General features: G+C 33.8%; 20 protein-coding genes and 3 pseudogenes. 18 read left to right on the top strand and 5 right to left on the bottom strand.

Going from position 1 to position 19,509, the window contains the following annotated elements:
• Window positions 1-105: 105 nt before the first annotated feature.
• Window positions 106-744 carry a chromophore lyase CpcT/CpeT gene (locus F6K06_RS22440; protein WP_124154307.1) on the bottom strand — a complete coding sequence of 213 codons (639 nt, stop codon included), beginning with the start codon at window positions 742-744 and terminating at the stop codon, window positions 106-108.
• A gap of 1,157 nt (window positions 745-1,901) precedes the next feature.
• Between F6K06_RS22440 and psb29 the strand changes: the two genes are divergently transcribed.
• Entirely contained in the window at window positions 1,902-2,624 is a 723-nt protein-coding gene (gene psb29 / locus F6K06_RS22435) for a photosystem II biogenesis protein Psp29 (protein WP_124145732.1), read from the top strand.
• A 396-nt stretch (window positions 2,625-3,020) separates the two neighbouring features.
• On the opposite strand, the gene F6K06_RS22430 is transcribed toward psb29, so the two are convergent.
• Both F6K06_RS22430 and F6K06_RS22425 read right to left on the bottom strand, forming a co-directional pair.
• The gene (locus F6K06_RS22430; RefSeq protein ID WP_124145733.1) at window positions 3,021-3,542 is read right to left on the bottom strand and encodes a late competence development ComFB family protein; all 522 of its coding nucleotides are present in this window, start codon (window positions 3,540-3,542) and stop codon (window positions 3,021-3,023) included.
• 190 nt (window positions 3,543-3,732) lie between these two features.
• Window positions 3,733-4,608, bottom strand: a complete 876-nt coding sequence (locus F6K06_RS22425) for a M23 family metallopeptidase (protein ID WP_124145734.1) — start codon at window positions 4,606-4,608, stop codon at window positions 3,733-3,735.
• 257 nt (window positions 4,609-4,865) lie between these two features.
• Between F6K06_RS22425 and F6K06_RS22420 the strand changes: the two genes are divergently transcribed.
• Entirely contained in the window at window positions 4,866-5,138 is a 273-nt protein-coding gene (locus F6K06_RS22420; protein ID WP_240039022.1) for a cation:proton antiporter regulatory subunit, read from the top strand.
• Window positions 5,139-5,688: 550 nt separating this feature from the next.
• On the opposite strand, the gene F6K06_RS22415 is transcribed toward F6K06_RS22420, so the two are convergent.
• Window positions 5,689-5,901: an RNA-binding protein hfq gene (locus tag F6K06_RS22415; RefSeq protein WP_124145736.1), complete on the bottom strand. Its 213-nt coding sequence runs from the start codon at window positions 5,899-5,901 to the stop codon at window positions 5,689-5,691.
• 76 nt (window positions 5,902-5,977) lie between these two features.
• Here F6K06_RS22415 and dapF point away from each other — a divergent pair, with 76 nt between their 5' ends.
• The 7 genes from dapF (at window position 5,978) to F6K06_RS22380 (ending at window position 10,978) form a co-directional block, all read left to right on the top strand.
• Window positions 5,978-6,832 (top strand): diaminopimelate epimerase, encoded by an 855-nt coding sequence (dapF, locus tag F6K06_RS22410; RefSeq protein ID WP_124145737.1) that lies wholly within the window; start codon window positions 5,978-5,980, stop codon window positions 6,830-6,832.
• 440 nt (window positions 6,833-7,272) lie between these two features.
• Window positions 7,273-8,418, top strand: a complete 1,146-nt coding sequence (locus F6K06_RS22405; protein WP_124145738.1) for a hypothetical protein — start codon at window positions 7,273-7,275, stop codon at window positions 8,416-8,418.
• Between the two features lie 328 nt (window positions 8,419-8,746).
• Complete coding sequence (locus F6K06_RS22400) at window positions 8,747-8,875, top strand: hypothetical protein (protein ID WP_275670397.1); 129 nt, start codon at window positions 8,747-8,749, stop codon at window positions 8,873-8,875.
• 212 nt (window positions 8,876-9,087) lie between these two features.
• On the top strand, window positions 9,088-9,444 hold the full coding sequence (locus F6K06_RS22395; RefSeq protein ID WP_124145739.1) for a hypothetical protein: 357 nt from the start codon (window positions 9,088-9,090) through the stop codon (window positions 9,442-9,444).
• Between the two features lie 330 nt (window positions 9,445-9,774).
• Window positions 9,775-10,218: a hypothetical protein gene (locus F6K06_RS22390; RefSeq protein ID WP_205127419.1), complete on the top strand. Its 444-nt coding sequence runs from the start codon at window positions 9,775-9,777 to the stop codon at window positions 10,216-10,218.
• A 102-nt stretch (window positions 10,219-10,320) separates the two neighbouring features.
• A complete protein-coding gene (locus tag F6K06_RS22385; protein ID WP_205127420.1) occupies window positions 10,321-10,518 on the top strand; it encodes a hypothetical protein in 198 nt (65 codons plus the stop codon).
• A 7-nt stretch (window positions 10,519-10,525) separates the two neighbouring features.
• Window positions 10,526-10,978: a phospholipase D-like domain-containing protein gene (locus F6K06_RS22380; protein WP_339379431.1), complete on the top strand. Its 453-nt coding sequence runs from the start codon at window positions 10,526-10,528 to the stop codon at window positions 10,976-10,978.
• Between the two features lie 545 nt (window positions 10,979-11,523).
• Here F6K06_RS22380 and F6K06_RS22375 read toward each other — a convergent pair.
• Window positions 11,524-12,480, bottom strand: a complete 957-nt coding sequence (locus tag F6K06_RS22375) for a DMT family transporter (protein WP_124145740.1) — start codon at window positions 12,478-12,480, stop codon at window positions 11,524-11,526.
• Window positions 12,481-13,337: 857 nt separating this feature from the next.
• Between F6K06_RS22375 and F6K06_RS22370 the strand changes: the two genes are divergently transcribed.
• The 9 genes and pseudogenes from F6K06_RS22370 (at window position 13,338) to F6K06_RS22340 (ending at window position 19,456) form a co-directional block, all read left to right on the top strand.
• Complete coding sequence (locus F6K06_RS22370; RefSeq protein ID WP_124154306.1) at window positions 13,338-14,129, top strand: NCS2 family permease; 792 nt, start codon at window positions 13,338-13,340, stop codon at window positions 14,127-14,129.
• 284 nt (window positions 14,130-14,413) lie between these two features.
• A pseudogene (locus tag F6K06_RS34155) lies at window positions 14,414-14,557 on the top strand (transposase family protein); the annotation flags it as partial.
• 57 nt (window positions 14,558-14,614) lie between these two features.
• Entirely contained in the window at window positions 14,615-14,803 is a 189-nt protein-coding gene (locus tag F6K06_RS22365; protein ID WP_205127422.1) for a hypothetical protein, read from the top strand.
• A gap of 12 nt (window positions 14,804-14,815) precedes the next feature.
• Window positions 14,816-15,142 (top strand): annotated as a pseudogene (locus F6K06_RS22360) (transposase).
• A 168-nt stretch (window positions 15,143-15,310) separates the two neighbouring features.
• Window positions 15,311-15,520 (top strand): annotated as a pseudogene (locus F6K06_RS34150) (transposase); the annotation flags it as partial.
• Between the two features lie 307 nt (window positions 15,521-15,827).
• On the top strand, window positions 15,828-16,730 hold the full coding sequence (gene lipA / locus F6K06_RS22355) for a lipoyl synthase (RefSeq protein ID WP_124145742.1): 903 nt from the start codon (window positions 15,828-15,830) through the stop codon (window positions 16,728-16,730).
• Between the two features lie 639 nt (window positions 16,731-17,369).
• Window positions 17,370-18,620 carry an RNA polymerase sigma factor SigC gene (sigC, locus tag F6K06_RS22350; protein ID WP_124145754.1) on the top strand — a complete coding sequence of 417 codons (1,251 nt, stop codon included), beginning with the start codon at window positions 17,370-17,372 and terminating at the stop codon, window positions 18,618-18,620.
• Between the two features lie 377 nt (window positions 18,621-18,997).
• Complete coding sequence (locus F6K06_RS22345) at window positions 18,998-19,132, top strand: hypothetical protein (RefSeq protein WP_287245101.1); 135 nt, start codon at window positions 18,998-19,000, stop codon at window positions 19,130-19,132.
• 3 nt (window positions 19,133-19,135) lie between these two features.
• Window positions 19,136-19,456 carry a helix-turn-helix domain-containing protein gene (locus F6K06_RS22340; RefSeq protein ID WP_124155462.1) on the top strand — a complete coding sequence of 107 codons (321 nt, stop codon included), beginning with the start codon at window positions 19,136-19,138 and terminating at the stop codon, window positions 19,454-19,456.
• Window positions 19,457-19,509: the final 53 nt, after the last annotated feature.

Genomic DNA, 19,509 nt, shown 5'->3' with positions numbered 1-19,509 from the left:
ATATATATTTAAGTTGAACTCAGAGTTAAGCTTAATAATCTGAATGGCTGCCAATCATTAAAAACTGGTGGCCTTTTTTGAGAAATTAGAATATTACTGCACTACTTATAACATCAGTTCTGAACTAAAGCTACGACTTTTCATAAATTTATATTGCCCCAATAAAGCCCCCCAAGTACCTTTACCTGTTTGCGGATCTATACCTTTGTCATAACTAAGAAACTCTTGAGCGTTAACTTCAAAACCTAGTTCAACTTGGTAATATTGACTTTGATAGGTAAAGCCACAAACTGCATCAGGAGGTAGAATACCTTGAAAATATTCATTATCTTGGCCATGGTTGTGATTGATCACTTCTAGAGTGCAACCAGGTAAAAACTTCATTTGGCTAGGTTTAAGCTGTTTAAGAATTTCTGGGTTTTTCCCCGACCCGAGAATAGAAGGCACATCTTTTGGTAAATAGTACTGAATTTGTAAGGATGTGGAACTATCTGAGGATGTGGGACTATCTGATAATTGTCGAAGTTGCATAACTCTAGGTCGATATGGTTGGTCTAATTTGAGAATATTTGCTTGCTCGGCAAATAAAGCAATGCTAGGTTCTGGAAACAGAGTAATAGGGACAGGTCTGTGCCATAGTCGAAGCTGAACATACCATGCGGGGTCTGCGATCGCCTGGGTAGAATTATCAAATTCGCCAGCAAGATATCTAGCTAAAGATATTAACTCTGGAGAAAAGTTCATATTGATTTTTAATTTTGATTAAAATAATTATACAGATTACCTCAAGTATTAATTTAAATAGCTTCTAGCTATGTAGTGGTTAGCATTTTGTGAAACATAAAATGAACAGTAAGTAAAAACTATCTACTGAAATTGCTATGGAGGCTTGGTAAAATAGACTCTAAGTTGCAATTGTTTTAGAGTATTCCGTAATCTTGAAGGCTGAAGGCTATTTTCAACTTTAAAATCAAAGAAAATTAATTATAGTTTTATGTTTAATCCTTACTTGTGCTATTTTTAACTAAATTATCATAATTTAAAGGTTGGAAGCGACAACTTTTAAAGCATTGACTGTAGCAAAGTTGTAAAATATATGTAGTCTATATATACACAATATGCTACAAGCAAATTTGTGATGGAAAACAATTACCTTGTTTATACCAGGTTGTGTCACCACAATTCCTAATAGGACTAATAGGAAAGACAAGGTAGTTGGCCTAATATTTGTGTAGTAGTTTTCGAGAAGATTAAAATAATTAGTACTTGGCCCTTAAGTTGATAGAATATTCAACTGTGCCATACAGTCACGATCAATTAAACCAGTAAGAACTAAGTTAACTATTTTAATTTTATTTTTTACCGAAAAATTTGGTTTAAAGCCTCCTACTTTCAGGGCGAATTTGTGTTATTCTATAAAAAGTGGAAAGTATCTAACCACTCTAAAAGCCTAGCTACTTAAATCAGTAGCTGACTTAACCTTGAAAACTAGATTTATGGAGTTTTGTACAGTAATGCTTGTACATGGAAAAGCTCTAAGCAACAAGTACCAGAAAACCAAAGTTTTTTTTAAGGTTTGAACTGTACCGTAGGGCATAAGTCCACAGGGTATTGAAATAGAGCAAACCCTTGGGAAGAGAACTATCTCTGGATTAGGTATCTCAAGGTATCTGATTTAAGTGAACTCATTGTTGACGTAGCCTTGCGTCAGCAAGCCAAGAATTGTGGTCTCAGGAGAATCTTCGCGCCTGACCGCCGGAGAATATGTCAAATTTTAGTTATTACTGTAGGTATTTCATAAAGTCAAACCCACCCTGCTTTTCCAGTACTATGTGCTTTCAAGCTGGCCTAGTAGGAAATCAACATCTGACAGGGATGGGATTATAGAATTAGAACACTAGGTGAATAATATTCGTACTGTCTCAGATACTAAGAAAGCTTTTTATAATTCTCACACCCGTCCAATTAACTCCATATACAATCGAGTTGTTGAAGAGCTGTTAGTGGAAATGCACCTGATTTCCGTCAATGCTGATTATAGCTATAATCCATTTTATGCTTTGGGTATAGTTACAGCTTTTGACCGTTTTATGGAGGGATACTCTCCTGAACAGGACAAAATTTCTATTTTTAATGCTCTGATTCAAGCACAAGAAGAGGACTCAGATAAATACCGTGCAGATGCTAAAGGATTAGAAGATTTAGCGAGCCAAATGTCTGGACAGGATATGATATCGTGGATTTGCTTATCAGCAGATAGAGATGATGCTCAACATTTGCAAGATAATTTAAGAGCTATTTCAGATGGTTATAAATTTAAGTATAATCGCTTATTTGCTATAGGTTTATTCACTTTACTAGAAATAGCAGATACAGAGTTAGTTAAGGAACAACCGCAGCGTACAGAAGCGATCAAGAAAATTTCCCAGGCTTTAAACTTGCCAGAAGAAAAATTATTAAAAGATATCGAAATGTATCGTAGCAATTTAGAGAGAATAATTCAAGCTCGTAATGCTATGGAAGATTCTCTGATGGCAGCGAGGAAAAAAAGAGATAAACGTCGTAGCTTAGAAGAAGGAAATATACCTACTTCTCCTAGTAATACTTCAAAAAATAGTAATTAATAATAAATACCTAAAGATTGAATTATTGAATATTTAGTATTTTGACTGTATTTTCATTTTCTAAGATACTATGTACTGATATACAAAACATTCTCCTTGCTATTATTTCAATTTTATTTGTTGAGTAGAAGATGTTTTCAAACATCTCTACTCTAATTATTTCATAGGTGGTATTTCTAAAATTTAGTCCACTTTGTTCATAAACAAAATAAATAATGATATAGAATTGTCAATTTTTGATGTAAAAAAAACTACATATTTACCTAGCAAATAATAATTTAGAATACTTCATAATTACTAATATAAATATTTTTTTTGTTTATATAATTTTTTTATTCTTAGAACAAACAAGCCTAATGTACCTATCTAGTCAGGATAATTTAATTATAAATCAGATTATTGTTCATAATGTGGAGCATAAGATTTAAGTAATTCACTAAGTTGTGAACCAACATCAGGATAACTACCAAAAGGTGTAGAATTAATTGGTTGTCTATCTATATTTTGAGCAATAGCTTCATTTATCTGCTGAGAAATTAGATTTTGAAGTTCATCTTTAGCTTTAGACCTTTGAAACTGAGCGCCCTCCTCTGTAGTAGCATATAAAGGAGGAAGTCTATTTAAAGCATAAGCTGCAATATCTCCCACATCAAGGGTTTTTTCGCTAGTGGCCTCAATCTCTGTCACTCGTGCGATAGCCTCAGACAGCACTAGTTCTTCCATAACATTAATAAATTGTTTACGAGGTAAAACAACAACTTCTCCTGTTAATAAAGCTCCCATTAAACGATCAAGAGCCATATATTCCTCAATTGATAATTCAGAAGCCGTGTTACAAATTAATCCTACCTCTGCTTCCATAGAAGGTGTTAAATAACCATCTTGTAAAGCTTGTTCAACAATTTTTTCTATGCTCATAAGTTTTATTCTAAGTTTACTGAAAATAATTTTTAAATAAGGTTTCTACATATTTATCAGATTAAAATTATAAGTTAATCAAAGTCAAGATCAACTATCATCTTACTTTTCAGAGAAAAACTTAAAAATCACATATAAGTAAGTCGGTGGAAAAAAATTTCTGAGTCTTGATGTGTTAATTAGAAAAGTTTTATTCAATACCTTCGTATCGCCAAGGAACAGGATCGACAGCTTGACCAGATACATATAGTCCCCAATGTAGATGAGGACCTGTAGATGCCCCCGTAGATCCTACAGCACCAATTAACTGGCCAGCTTTGACAAAATCACCTTCTTTAACATTGATACGACTCAAATGAATAAAAATGCTCGTTACCCCTTGACCATGATCGATACCAACAGTATTACCATGAATTTCAAAACCCTGAGATTCTAATCCCACTAGAGCGACACGACCAGCAGCAGGAGCTACTACGGGAGAGCCATTATAATCTGCATAATCTACCCCACGATGATAATAGTTCTCAGCAAACTCTCCATTATAATACCGTCGCACCCCATAAATTGTACTTACAGGACCTTGGTTAGGTCGAATAAATGGACCATTCCAAAATTTCTCTGGAGTGACAAGTTTTTTAAATGCTCCCACTCTGTCAAATTCTAAGTCTGTTCCTTTGAGAGAATCTTTGCCAGGAGGCAACCAAATAGATTGAGTGGGAAAGGAGCGACTTTGCAGATTTACATTTACATTCTGCACACCTGCTTCAGTGTTAATTTGAAGCTGTCGTGTACCTGGTCGGTCTAAAGGAGTAGTTGGTAATAATGCCCTCAATTTATTTTGTCCAATTGAGAAAAAAGGATAGGTTTTTCCATCCATACTAACTGTAGGAGTTGCTCCTCTAATTGATTCCGGAATTACAACTGATAAAGTATCTCCAAGTTGTGGGTTAGTAGGAGTTATTTGTACAGTTTGGCTGAATCCAGGGCTAGCTATTACCAGTATTGTTGTAACTATAGCTAAAATTAAGCTAGGGATAAACTGTTTAATTTTGATAGACCAAAACATTAGTTTTTTTAGTTAAAATTTTTGCGATTAATTAAAGACTAAATTATTATATTTGCAGGTTCAAATTAAAAATATCCTATCATCTCAGGAGAAATCTATTTAAAGAAGGTTTTAGGTCGTAGGTTTTAGGTATTATACCCATTTAAAAAAAGAATGTTACGAATAATTGGGGGTGATAAAAAGATGTTACAAGATCCCAAGGAGAAGAAATTGACTATCCAGGAGGTCAGGCAATATTAGATATTGGTGATCGACTTTTGTTAGTAGGGGAACCTTCAGAATTAGAGAGTTTTGATAAGTTGGCAAAAGGAGAAATTGCTGTGCCAAAAGAAAGTACCTCTTGTCAATGGTTAATCTTAGGTGAGTCTAGTCCTTATACGGGCAAAAAAATATCTCAAGCAAATTTACGTCGTCAGTATGGGGTAGAAATTCAAGCAATTCGACGAGAAGGGAAATTTATCCGATGGCCTCAAGGAAATACGAAGTTACAAGTGGGCGATCGGTTGTTGATCTGTGGTGGTTTCCATTAACTAAGTCAAGTAAGGCAAATGAAAATTCCGCAGACTCAGGGATATCCTAAAAAACAAAAGTTAACTACAGTAGTGAATGAAACTACAGAAATTTAGCAATAGACATCTGGTGAAAAAGAATCGACTTTTTGCAAAAGTAGGCAATAGAATAGGCAACAGGGAAGAAAATTTATGAAAAAATACACAAAAAATAATCTATAAGTGTAATTTCTACTCCTATGTCTAATAGTTATAGTCGAATCAAAGTTTAGAACATTCCTCAATATTCAAACTAGCGTTAGAGATGACTTATAACTTCTGATTTGCGGGTAGTGCTATATTTGTCTTATGTGACTTTGCCACAAATTTTGTAGTTACATCATTATTCTGGAATTTTCTATTAGACATCTCAAATAATAAAAAATAAAATTAATTATCGTAGATAAATAATTGATTTGATGATTTATCTATGCTCCCTACTCCCTACTGCCTACTCCCTCTTTTCTGGAATTGTCTATTTCTGATTAAATTAAAATAATAAGGTAGAAAAACTTCGATGAAAAAATTAGGATTAGTTTTTTGGTTTGAGATAAACAATAGCTTGTCGCCAAATTATAATTGGTAAATCATACTGGTCTAAGAGGCAAATACAATTTGGGTCTTGCCAGAAAACTTTTCCTACATGGAGGTCGTTAGTAATTAGTTTTAGCTCTACTTCTTTCTTCTCTGTGATATAAGTTTGAATCTGGCGAACACTGGGTAAACTGGTATCAAAATCAGACATAATAATTATTCAATATATTTCCCACGTAATCTTTTCATTTAAAAGTAAATTTCAACTTAATTACTGGAGCATCATCATGACAGTATCATTCACCAAGTATCATGGCCTGGGCAACGATTTTATTTTGATAGATAATCGCCACCTCCCGCAACCTATAGTAACACCAGAACAGGCGATAAAATTGTGCGATCGCAATTTTGGTATTGGTGCAAATGGTGTGATTTTTGCTCTGCCTAGACAAGAGCAAGCAGATTATACCATGCGGATATTTAACTCTGATGGTTCAGAGTCAGAAATGTGCGGTAATGGGATTAGATGTTTAGCTAAATTTATTGCTGAAATAGATAATGATAATAAAACTAAATATAAAATTTATACTGGTGCAGGTCTGCTCGGAATCGAATTACAACCTGATGGCCAAGTAAAAGTTGATATGGGACAGCCAAAACTATTGGCATCGGAAATACCCACAACTCTAGGTAATGCTGATGAGAAAATTGTTAATCAAACTTTAGAAGTGGCAGGAAAGTCTTGGTCTGTTACCTGTGTAAATATGGGGAACCCACACTGTGTAACTTTTGTAGAGAATGTTGCTGATATAGCTCTAGAAATAGTAGGTCCTCAATTTGAGCATCACTCCGTATTTCCAGAACGCACTAATACAGAATTTATTCAAGTTATTAGCCCAAATTATGTGAAAATGCGAGTATGGGAAAGAGGTGCGGGTGCAACATTAGCTTGTGGTACGGGTGCTTGTGCATCAGTAGTGGCAGGGGTTTTAACTCAAAGAAGCGAGAACAAAGTTACAGTTGAACTACCTGGAGGTTGTTTGGAGATTGAATGGTCAACCACAGACCAAAAAGTTTATATGACTGGACCAGCAGAAAAAGTATTTACAGGAGTGATAAATGAATCAATAATGAATTTATAGAAATGTAGAGATTAGCAATTGTTTAAAATTAATTTTTTGAAAATTTCAAAATTAGTTTTAAATATCAAAGTTTACATTTTCAAGACAGTTATTAACAAAAATTAATTAAGTAGTATAGCAGAAGGCATAAGGCATAAGGAAAAATCTGACTTTGTCTGAGTTTTCAGCTTTTGATATGTTCTTACCTTTCCTTCGACTGCTATAAAAAAAATTAGCTGTACTATTTTCAATACTTAGAATAACTTTTATAGCAGTACGCGCTGGTATATTTACAAATTGCAGGAACTACCCAATAGCTAAAAGTCTGATAAAATAGGTTTTTTATTCCCCCAAATGAGCTGTTGCCTGTTGCCTGTTGCCTGCGCAAAGCGCTATAGATAAAAATTAAAAGTTATATTGCTTTTGACTGGGAATTTTGACTTAAAAATAGAGGTATATTCATGGGCGGAGGTATTTACCTAATTCGTGACAACGATCAACTTGTGGAAATGACAGAACAAGCTTATGAGTCTGAAGATCAACTACAAGAATTTATAGAAACTTATCCTAACCTAATTGCAGGAGATGATATAGACAGAGCTACTCCCAGAAGATGGTTATTAATATCACGGGAAATAGCAATATCAACAGAGGAAGATATCACACAACAATGGGCATTATCTCATTTATTTCTTGACCAAGAAGCAATTCCGACGTTAGTAATAGTTAAAGGTGCTTACGAAGAAGAAATTCGCCAACAAGTAGTAGGTCAAATGATTGATTATGCTGCTAATGTAGGAGTTTATTGGCCTCTGGAATCAATTATTGCTCAGTTTGAAGTCAACTGTCGGGAACATGGTCGCGATCCAGAACAAGTATTTGAAAAATTTCTGGGTCTAGATGCTGACGAAGAAAAGTTTTGGCAAAAAGTGAAAACGAATTTACAAGCAAATAAAATTCGTTTAGTATTTGTGGCAGATAATATTCCGGCAGAATTACGAAGAGTAGTAGAATTTCTGAACGAGCAGATAGATCCAGTAGAAGTTTTAGCATTAGAAATTAAACAGTATGTTAGTCAAGAAGGTTTAAGAACTTTAGTTCCAAGAGTAATTGGTCAAACGACTGAAGCACAACTGAAAAAATCAAGCACAACCCGTGAAAGAAGAAGGTGGGACGAAGTATCTTTCTTTCAAGAATTTCAAACTAGATGGGGTGCTGATGAGGCAGCAATACTCAGAAAAATTCATGAATGGGCAAAAAAACAAGAACCCATAACCTCAATTCAATGGGGGACAGGAGATGTTTATGGTGGTTTTACTACAATAGTTAATCAACCTGGAAAAAAGAGTCTAGAGTTATTTAGTATTGATATTTCAGGTCATCTAGAAATTTACTCGAATAAATATAGTGGTCAACCTCCATTTAATCACAACACTAAATGGTTGGAATTAAGAGCTAAACTTAGTTCGATCGGTCTAGCTCTACCAGAAAATTTAGAAGAATTTAGAGCGCCTAGTCTACGTTTATCCACATTACAAGATGATGCAGCATTACGGCAAGTAATAGAAACTTTTCATTGGATTATTGAAGAATTTAATCAAGGTTAAATTGTTAACAATTAATAATTAATAATTAATAATTACCTCTTCTTTAATATAAGGATTGTTTAAAAGGAAATTTTTTTATTTTTTTATACCTGTAGGACGACAGGCCGTAGTCCAGCCAAGGAGATGCTTTAAACCTTAATTTAACGGTAATTTAAAGGTTATTTAGATTAGGATGATAGGGTGGCGATCGCTTCAAAGATATTTAGAAATAATGGTAAATAGAGATGAATAATTTCTAGCAAGGGAGCAAGATGTTTCTATCAGGAAACATAACTAAAATAATAAAAATTCCCTATAATTAAAATGCAGCACCACCTAGAAATTTGTTTTGTTATTAGGTGTTAAAGAAAAGTCAATAATTTCAATTTGGATAGATGGAGAGTCAAAATTATTAGAAAGTATTCTGGGTGATAATCAAGAAAATTATCATAATTTCATAAATTTACAGAAGTTATAGCGCTGTGCGCAGGCAACAGGCAACAGGCAACAGCTCATCTGGGGGAATAAATTGCTGATAATATAAGACTTTTAGCTATTTTGCCCCTCCTGCAATTTGTAAATATACCAGCGCTCATTGCTATAAATAAGGAGTGGAATGAAAAATTGGTTAGGATAGTTTATGGGTAACTTTACTCAATTAAACCTCTATCCCCAGCGAGTCAACATTACTTGCGTAATGTAGGAAATATACCTTTTGAATGTATTCTTTTCTTTGCAGAAGGACAAGCTCTCACAGAAGATAAATTGCTAACTATTACGTTACAAAATATTGTTGGTGGGACACCGCTCGGGGTTCTTGGTCCGATTCTCGTTACTGATGAAACAAATGATCCTCAAGTGTATTATACAGCGCAAAGAGTTTCAGAAGCTCCTGAGCAAACCTATAGTTCAGTAAATCAAGGTCCTGAGATTGTCCAGGTTGTTGAAGCTTGTAGTGGAGTCGAACCTGATGTATCCAATCCTGGTTGTCCCAATAAACAGGAACAAATTTTTCCTTTATCCATTTACTCCACACTAAAACCCTAGAAGAAAAAAGCTTAGGCAGATAAGCAAGCAACTATTACTGGTATCGTTGATTTAACAAGAAGAGAATTGAGTATATAGCGTTTCTCAGACCTACGAGGGAGTAGCAGCTATTAAATTTAAGCGATCGCACTGAACATGGGATGTTTTTGGTATACCTCACAAGTTTGAGAAACACTATATTAATTGAAGATTAGGGTCAGAATTAACTTTTTTTGCAGTCTATATTAACTAATGTAGGAAAAATAAATGTTAAGGGATTTAGTTAGCAAACCCCTACAGTAAATTTATGTTTGATTTTATCTACCTATTTGTTTTTCGAGTTTTCTTGGTATGAAAAGTTCTCAAATAGAAAAGGTATTATCAGAATTAATTTCCCGAGATTTAGTCAAAAAAGAAGAAAACTTAAAGTTAACAGCAGCAGGTTTGAATGTTTTAGCACAACAAACAATTTTAGCTCCTATTTCTGAAACTCAGACTTTTTATCTAGACACTCTAAATGGAAAATTAACCAACTCCTTTTCTCTGAAAATTTTTGACAGTAAAATTCATAAAAATAGTGCGATAAATAAAATTATCAAAAAACCAAGGAAAGGTCATATAGAGGATTTAGTTGATTACTACCCAGATATTGAAAAACTTTTACAAAATTCCGATCCCAATAATCCTAATCCCATAGAATTAGTACAAGTTAATAACATAGAAAAAATATATCCTCAATACCATGAAGTTTTGCTAGTTTTGTATAAAAGTAATCCTAGCGATCGCGAAATTTAATATGAGATTTTTTCTAGAGGTTTTATTCAACCAGAATATCGGAAGACTATAGAACAATTGTATGCTGAAGGGAAAAAAATACTTGAGCCAATTTTTCAATAAATGGAAGAAGAGAAACCACCTCAAGATTCGGTCAACAAAGTTATTCCTAATATTCAAGATGATGATATTCAAACTGTAGAAAAGTTAACTACAAAAATTGACTCTATTGATTACCCTGATAATTTTGTAGAAACTAAAAATAATTCAGTCAAACAAGAAAAAAAAGCTTCAGAAAGAACTCAAGTAAGTTCAAAATAAAACTAGAATTTCAGAGGTAGTTCATACTTATCAAATTCGTGAATATTTAGTTAAAGCTTTAACAGAAGCAAAAAATAGATTAATGATAGTTTCACCTTCGATTAAAGTAAATGTAGTAGACAAAGAATTTTTATCAAATTTAGAAGCTACCCTCAGACGAAAAGTAAAAGTTTATATAATCTATGGAATTAAAGGTTCAAATTCTCAAAATGATGATAAGTCTATTAAACAATTAGAGAATTTAAAGGCAAATCACAAAAATCTCCTATTTGACAAAACTGAAAATAGTCATCGTAAACAAATTATTTGTGATGATAAATTTGCCATAGTAACCAGCTTTAACTTTTTATCATTTAGAGCAGACCCCAATTTAACATATAGAGATGAACTAGGAGTCATTATTAGAGATAAACAAACTATTGAAGATTTATTTAACAGTGGGATTAATTTAATTATTTAAAATCACAAATTTATTGATTTACAGGGGATTTCCAGATAGGGTTTGGTAGAGCTATCATAGGCAAGATGTCTGTGCTACAAAGGTTTTATAATTAATATTTGTACTTCATATACTTGGAATATGCTGTAGCAATCTTAAATAGGTTGTAACATTTTGTTCTAGGGGTTTGGTTACCAAATCCCATTTTAGCTTGGGTTTGGAGACCAAACCCCTACAGTTTTTCTCACAAATCTTGCACGGATTAGTATGTATGTACTATAAATCTCCACAAACACCAAATAAATCAACTTTTTCTTCAACCTTTGTAGGGACGTTCCATTGAACATCCCTACGTTATTTTTCACCAGATATCTGTTAACTATCTATTAGCTTTTCCTTATGGAATACTCCGCAAACAGCATTTAGCTATCAGCTAAAAATCCAGGAGTTTAGGTCTCTCACCCCACTAATTTTTCAAATATAGTGGTGCGTGTTAATAGGAGTTTTAATCCTTTACTATAAACCTTGAGAAGCTGATAGCTAATAGCTGAACGCTGACCGCTATTTCAATTACTAGCTTTCTGAATTGAAGGACTTGATTGAGCTAAATATAATCCTAATAAAACTATAGAAAATCCTATCCAACTAATTATAGTAAGTTGTTCCGAGAATAATCCCCAAGCAATTAAAGCAGTAATTACAGGTTCCAATAAAAAGCATAAAGCAACAAAACCAGAGGAAAAAGTTTTGAGACTATAAGTAACAAACCCATGACCTAAAACTTGGGCAATTACTGCTAAACCAATAATTGATAACCATCCTTCCCAAGAAAAAGGTAAAATATGATCTTCCGTGAATAAAGCAATAGGAAGAGTAAATAAACTACCACTTATACAAGTCCATAATAAGATAGTTGTTGCAGAAAATTTGGAGCGAAGTTTTTCAATTAATAAGTAGTAAGCACCAAATAAAATTGCAGATGCAAATGCTGCTAAGTCGCCAGTAAAATGTTCTAAATCTACTTGTATATCATCTGCTCCAATGGTAATTGCTCCGACTATAGTTATTGCCATTCCTATTAAAAATCTACGGTCAAAACGAAGACTTAAAAATATCCATCCTCCCAGAGCAGTAAAGATGGGAATCATATTATGAAGTATAGTTGAGTTCGCTACATTAGTTTGAGTTAAAGACCATGCCCAAAGAAGTAAACTAGGAGCAAAAGTAAAACCACCAGCTAATAACCAAGTCCAATCACTAAATGTATAAGTTGAATATTGTTCATTTTTATTAGTTGATGATTTATTTTTTTGAGCTTGGAAATTACTCCAAAAATACAATACAAAACCAGAGATAATAAAACGATCTAATACTGTGCTAGCAGGTCCTAATTCTCGTTCGCTTAATCGAATAAAAATTGCGGCTAAGGATACAGCTAATAATCCTATTAATAATGCTATTAAAGAGAAAGTTGTAGATTTTTTTGCTGAATTTTGGGGTAGTAATTCCAGTTGACTTGTCATGTTAAATTTACCTTTAAATTTTGTATAAGCCAGAAAAAAAACTTACATATTAGTCCTATTTTGTAGAAACACTAAAAAGGTTTTAGTTCTTTAGTCATTTTAAATGTTTAGCTATGAAAATCAAATAGGACTTAAGAATCTGTGATGCACCCTATAACTATAAGTTTAAAATTCCTTTGCTCTGCAACGCTGATGTGTTAGATAGAAATTACAGAAAAATCTTATTTTGCATAAGCCTTCTTAAAACAACCTATAATTCAATATTTTTTTGATATATGAATTTTAAAAAACAATTTTTATGGCAAGGAATGTGAAAAAAATCAAAAAAAATTACTGATTTATCAAAATAATTTGGTCTAAAACCCTGCCTTTTAAGGCGAATTTTTTTTAGAAGGTTGATCACAATCCCCCTTACAAAAATAACTTCTGGACTTTACCAATCTGATAGCTCCCATATCTGACTTCTGACTTCGTTAACGAAGGCTTACTAATGCCTAGAATCTATCGACAAAAAATTGCTGCAACAATTCTAAATAAATTAGAAATATATAAATAATTATACAGCATGGTTTTAACAAAATCAATTTTTTTTATGATGAAGGATAAAATTTGAAAAAGTAATGATAATGAAGCGAATATTTATGTATTTTTGCAAAAATCAATCAAAAATTGCTAAATATTGCTAAATATAGTGTATGTATAATACTTTTTGCAAAAGACTGAAACAGTTATCTATTAAAGTATTCTCAGTTAATAGAAACGGTATTTAGAATTGTAGAAAAAAACTTTTTTTACTTGACAAAAGATACAAATAAAGATACTTTCTCTAGCCAAATTCTCAATTGTTAGGTAGCAACATGACTCCAGAAAATGGCCAGTTAAATAAATTAGTAATTATTGCTAAATTTTTTCAATTTAACCAGCTCAAAACTAACTTTCGCACAGAGAGTGTAGCAGGAATAACTACCTTTGTGACAATGGCATATATTTTAGTAGTAAATCCTGACATATTATCTAAAGCAATTTTTTTGCAGAGCTCCGGCGATTTATTTGGAGAATTAGTAATTGCTACAGCAATATCAGCAGCATTAGCTACTCTAATTATGGGAATATACGGTAATTATCCATTTGCCTTAGCACCAGGCATGGGGTTAAACGCTTATTTTGCTTTTTCAGTAGTGTTGAAGTTAGGAATTTCTTGGCAAATTGCCTTGGCTGCTGTGTTGATAGAAGGCTTAATTTTTATTTGTTTAACTATTAGTAAAATTCGCAATCAAATAGTTAATGCTATTCCTGAATGTATTAAACAAGCTACAACAGTTGGTATTGGCTTATTTATTGCTTATATAGCTCTAATAAACACCAAAATTATTGTCTATGATGAAACTACAACTACAACTTTAGGGAATCTAAATCAACCAGAAACATTAGTAGCCATCGCTGGAATTATTATTACTTCTGGATTCATAGCTCGCAGGATTACTGGATCATTATTATGGGGAATTTTAGCAACTGCATTACTAAGTTGGATATTAGGAATTTCACCTTTACCTCAAGGAATTGCTAGCTTTCCTCAGTTGCCAACACACTTATTTGGTCAAGCATTTATTGGTTTAGAAAGCATAATAAAAATGGCTCTTCTAGAGTAGTTATGACAATTTAAGAATAAAAAAATTACATTTTCCTTAGTAATTTTAAAGTCAAGTATACTCAAACCCTTGCTAAATATTGACTAATGACAGATGTTAATGCTATTAAATGTATTGAATTTGAGCAACAAAAATGAAATTTTAATAATATGCCATCTAACTCCCTTCTCTTTTTGATCACTCAAATCATTAAATTTGAAGGCTTTAAAGCAACTAATTATCATTTTATTACTGAAAATGAATTACTGATTGAATGAGAAAATAAAGTCCAAACTACAACTTGTCCTCATTGTCAAAAGACTACAGATAAAATCCATCAATCTCATCGATATAGAGTCAGAGATATTTCCTTGAGTAGCTTTGATGTTTTTCTACTTGTTAATCGCCGTCAATTTAGATGTAAAAACTGTAAAAAAGTTTTTAGTTAGGAATTAAACTTTGTCAAAAAAAGAAGAACTTATAGGAAAAGATTAGCTCAAAAAGTCGTGACAGAACCATGGGAAACGGATGTCATTAATACTGGAAAAAGAAATAGAATGACTCCAGCAGAAATAGAAACCATACTTAAAGAATTAGGAGAGGATTTATTAAAGGAAAAACCTTCAAAGTTAAACAGGTTGGGTATTGATGAAATAACTGATTTAAAAGGAGGGAAGAATTATCCAGCAGTTTGAGTAGACTTAGAATTGAAAAAACCCATAGGATTATTGGAGAAAAGAAATAAGGAAGTCATAGGAGAATACTTGCGGAGCTTGGGTTCAGAGAGATTAAACCAAATAGAAGAAGTGAGCATAGATTTATGGAAGCCATATAAAAGTGTAGTGGAAGAATGAATACCCAATGCACAAATAGTAGTGGATAGGTTTCATGTAATGAAACAAATAAATGAAGAGTTAGATACCAGAATAAAAATAGAAAAAATCGAGGCACAAAAGTTTAAAAATCAAAAACAAAGAGAGCTAAAAATACCAGGAATAACCTTGATTAAGTATCCCTTATTAAATAAAAAATAGAAGCTGAATTAAACAGAGAAAGAGAAGTTAAAGGAAGTGGAAAAAGTCGCTCATAAATGAATGTCTATGTATCACAAAAAACAGAAGAAAAGAGACATATTTGAAAGTCAAATAACAGGCAATGAAGCTTTGTGGAAGATGGTGGAATAGACTCAATCATGTTATAAAGATTTTCCGAAAAGTTGTCAAACAATCAGAAGATGGATTGATGAGATTTTAGGATATTTTGATCACCGGACAACCCAAGGAACAGTAGAAGGAATTAATCAAAAAATCAAGTTAATTAAAAGGAGAGGTTATGGGTTAACTAACTTTGACAACTTTAGAAAAAGAACTTTACAGTCGTTGGCATTTTTGCTAGTAATTTTTCATATTTAGTCTAGAAGAGCCATAAAAACTAACATCTGGGAGCTAATCACCATTATTTTTGTTTTAATATTTGTAGATTTATTTGACACAGTAGGAACTTGAACAGGATTAGGAATAAAAACAGGCTTACTTTTGTTATTGTAGTGTGGTCTTAGAAGGTTGGGGTTACATATTATTATACAATGATTTATACCTATTTATATAAACTTGATTGTCAATCTTTCGCTACTTCCTAAACTCAGGAATTTACCGAAAAACTTACTTAAACCTCTTGTGGCTATTATGCGACATTTGTTAAACTAAACTTAAGGTAAAAATCACAGCAGAGGAAGAAGTGGTAGTTAAGCCGAACTGGTTACGAGTAAAAGCCCCTCAATGGCAAAGAGTTGGTAATGTCAAGGAAATTTTGCGAGACTTGAATCTCAATACGGTCTGCGAAGAGGCTTCCTGTCCAAATATAGGTGAGTGTTTTAATGCTGGTACAGCAACTTTCCTAATTATGGGACCTGCTTGTACCCGTGCTTGTCCCTACTGCGATATAGATTTTGAGAAAAAGCCTCAGCCTTTAGATACGACTGAACCAGAGCGACTGGCAGAAGCAGTTAAAAGGTTAAAGCTCAATCATGTAGTTATTACCTCTGTTAATAGAGATGACTTGAAAGATGGGGGCGCTACTCAATTTGCCAAATGTATTTCCCAAGTTAGAGAAATTTCACCTCAAACAAGCATAGAAGTCCTAATACCAGACTTATGTGGTAATTGGCAAGCTCTGGAAATAATTCTTCAAACAAAGCCAGAAGTACTTAATCATAATACCGAAACTGTTAAGCGACTGTATCGTAGAGTTCGCCCTCAAGGTGACTATCATCGTACATTAGAACTCTTCAGGCGATCGCGAGAATTTGCCCCAGAAGTATACACAAAATCTGGTATTATGGTAGGTCTGGGAGAAACTGAAGTAGAAGTCCAAACAGTAATGGAGGACTTACGGAGCGTTGACTGTGACATTTTAACTATTGGACAATACTTGCAACCAAGTCCTAAGCACCTACCAGTATCTAGTTTTGTCAAGCCAGAACAGTTTGATCGATGGAGAGAAATAGGCTATTCATTGGGTTTTTTACAAGTTGTTGCTTCCCCCTTGACTCGTAGCTCATATCATGCTGAACAGGTAAAAGAATTAATGAAAAATCATCCAAAGGCTAAAAGTAAGGAGTAGACTTTAGATTTTGCCTCATTTTTGCTACTCAGGAAAGCTATAATCACTTCTAAAGTACATCACCCATCACCCCTGATAGCAAAAATGATCACTGCTAAAATGTGATACCGATCACCTATTATTGTGTCTGAACTAACTTAATAGCTAGAAATTGATTAGTAACTATATTGAGTACACTACACATAAATTAAGTTACAAGCTTTATAAAAATTAAGCTGAGTCAAGAGTAAAGTGTAACCAGCAAAAAATAAAAATAACGATCTATAAGAATTTAACTTCCAAAGTCAGAAACTTCCCGAAGTGATCGGAAACAACCAGTAATAGTGATGAACATTAATATAACTTCTGACTATAGTCACCTTTCTATAGCAGAAGTCTCCGTATACTAAAAATCAAGCCTAGAAAAGTTACCTGGAGCAAAAACACACAGGCAAATGTACTCTTAAGGTCATCGCTAATATATTTAACGTAATATTTAATATAAGCGATTGCCTAAGTTCATTCAGTCTATAATTGTCAATACTCATCAGGAAACAAAATCTAGAGCAAATGCCAATATTCCTCAGAATAAGGCATTTTATCCATAGACTGTCCACTAAGTACAGCCTTTTGTCACTTGGAGCAACTGAGATGATCGCTATGTCAGCTACTTATCGTTACACTGAAGAATCTGAAGAAAAACTGCAAGACAATAATTTACAGACTAATATTTCTGAAGATATAGAGCAAATCATTGATAAACCAGAAACCAATGAATTAGAAATGGAAGATGGAGAAACAGAGAATGCTCAAAAAAGCACTAATCGTAGCACAACTGATTTAGTACGTTTGTATCTCCAAGAAATTGGTCGAGTTGACTTACTAGAAAGAGATCAAGAAGTCTCTGAAGCTCAAAAAGTCAAGCGCTATGTAGAGTTATGGGAGTTACTCAATGAATCAGCTAAAGAAGAAGAAGGCGTAATTCAGTGTTATGTTCAGTTGATTGAGATTCGTAATCGTCTGACAGCTCAGTTAGGACATAGGCCATCTTTAGAACGGTGGGCAAAAGCAGCAGATATACCTGTAGTAGAACTAAAACCTGCTCTGACTGCCGGAAAACTTCGTTGGGCAGAATTAGCAGGTTTAACTGTCAAAGAACTGGAGCAAGCTCAAAGTAATGGTATTAAAGCCAAAGACCACATGATTAATGCTAACTTGCGTTTAGTAGTGTCAGTAGCAAAAAAGTACCAGAATCGTGGTCTAGAGCTTTTAGATTTAATCCAAGAAGGAACTTTGGGTTTAGAAAGGGCAGTTGAAAAATTTGACCCAAGACGAGGGTATCGATTCAGCACTTATGCTTACTGGTGGATTCGTCAAGGAATTACAAGAGCGATCGCTACTCAAAGTCGTACAATTCGCTTACCTGTCCATATTACCGAAAAGTTAAACAAAATTAAAAAAGCACAACGAAAAATTTCTCAAGAAAAAGGACGTATAGCAAAACTTGAGGACATTGCCCAAGAACTAAAAATGACACCAACTCAAGTAAGAGAAGTGTTACTGAAAGTTCCACGTTCAATTTCTCTGGAAACTAAAGTCGGTAGTGATAAGGATACTGAGTTAGGAGAACTCCTAGAAACTGAAGATGCTTCTCCAGAAGAAATGTTGATGCGAGAATCTTTAGTACAAGCATTAAAAGGACTACTAGAAGATTTAACTCAAAGAGAAAAGTCGGTAATTTCAATGCGTTATGGTTTAGGAGATGGTAATCCTTACTCTTTATCAGAAATTGGTCGTTCTTTGAAACTATCTCGGGAACGAGTCCGTCAAATTGAAGCAAAAGCTCTACAGAAACTGCGCCAACCCAAGCGTCGTAGTCAGGTGCAGGATTACTTAGAGTCTTTGACTTAAGTAAAAAAGAAATAAATATGATGTCCTGTTCCCCCTCTTCTGGGGGAGCTACGCTAACGGATAAGAGTGTCAACAAAAAACTTTCTCCTTCTACTACTCTTTCTTCTTCTTTCTTCCCTCCTGACTCCTGACTCCTGACTCCTAAATAATTAAGATTAATATCATACACGCGTTTCAGCAACACCCATAATTACTTGTATTTCAGATAAAATTGCTATATTACTCTCAGGCTCAACTTTCAGCTTTTGTCAAATAACTGTAGCATGATGGTTTGTATTTCATTGAATTTCACAATATTCTTTGCTATCACTAATATCATGTTCGGATGATAACTTATAATAAAGCCAAAATCATTACAGTAGAGGTATTCAAAGTTGATGGCCAAAAGGATTGCGATCGCCAACTACCTAAGTGCTCAAGAGTTACTGGTTCATGATCGCCAGGCGACAAATGTCACCGAAGGTACCCATTACCAAATAATTTGGTTATTGGTGACAGGAAAAACACCATGATAAGTGGCCCATGTCACTGGTTACAGTAGAACTTGGATTTATCAGTTAGTCAAACGCTACAACAAATGGGGCACAAAAAGTTTGGGAGACGGGCGCCGTCACAACCAAGGGCAGGAGGCAATATTAACAGATTTACAGCAAGCCCAACTGTGGCAAGTTCTCTGTGAAAAATCACCAGATGGTGGATTGTGGAACGGTCGTAAAGTAGCCGATTGGTTAAGTGAACTGACCGGAAAACAGGTAAGTCGGCATCGAGGATGGGAAGATCTCAAACAAATGACCCGATCGGTTACGTGTTCCTCCACCTCAACATGGGGAGTCTGACCCACTCGAACAAGAAAATTGGAAAAAAAACTGGATTTAAAAGTTAAATTTCT

The organism is Okeania sp. SIO1H4 (genome assembly GCF_010672695.1).
Taxonomy (GTDB): Bacteria; Cyanobacteriota; Cyanobacteriia; order Cyanobacteriales; family Microcoleaceae; genus Okeania; species Okeania hirsuta.
The sequence above is the reverse complement of the archived record's forward strand: the minus strand, read 5'-3'. Positions and strand labels throughout refer to the sequence as shown.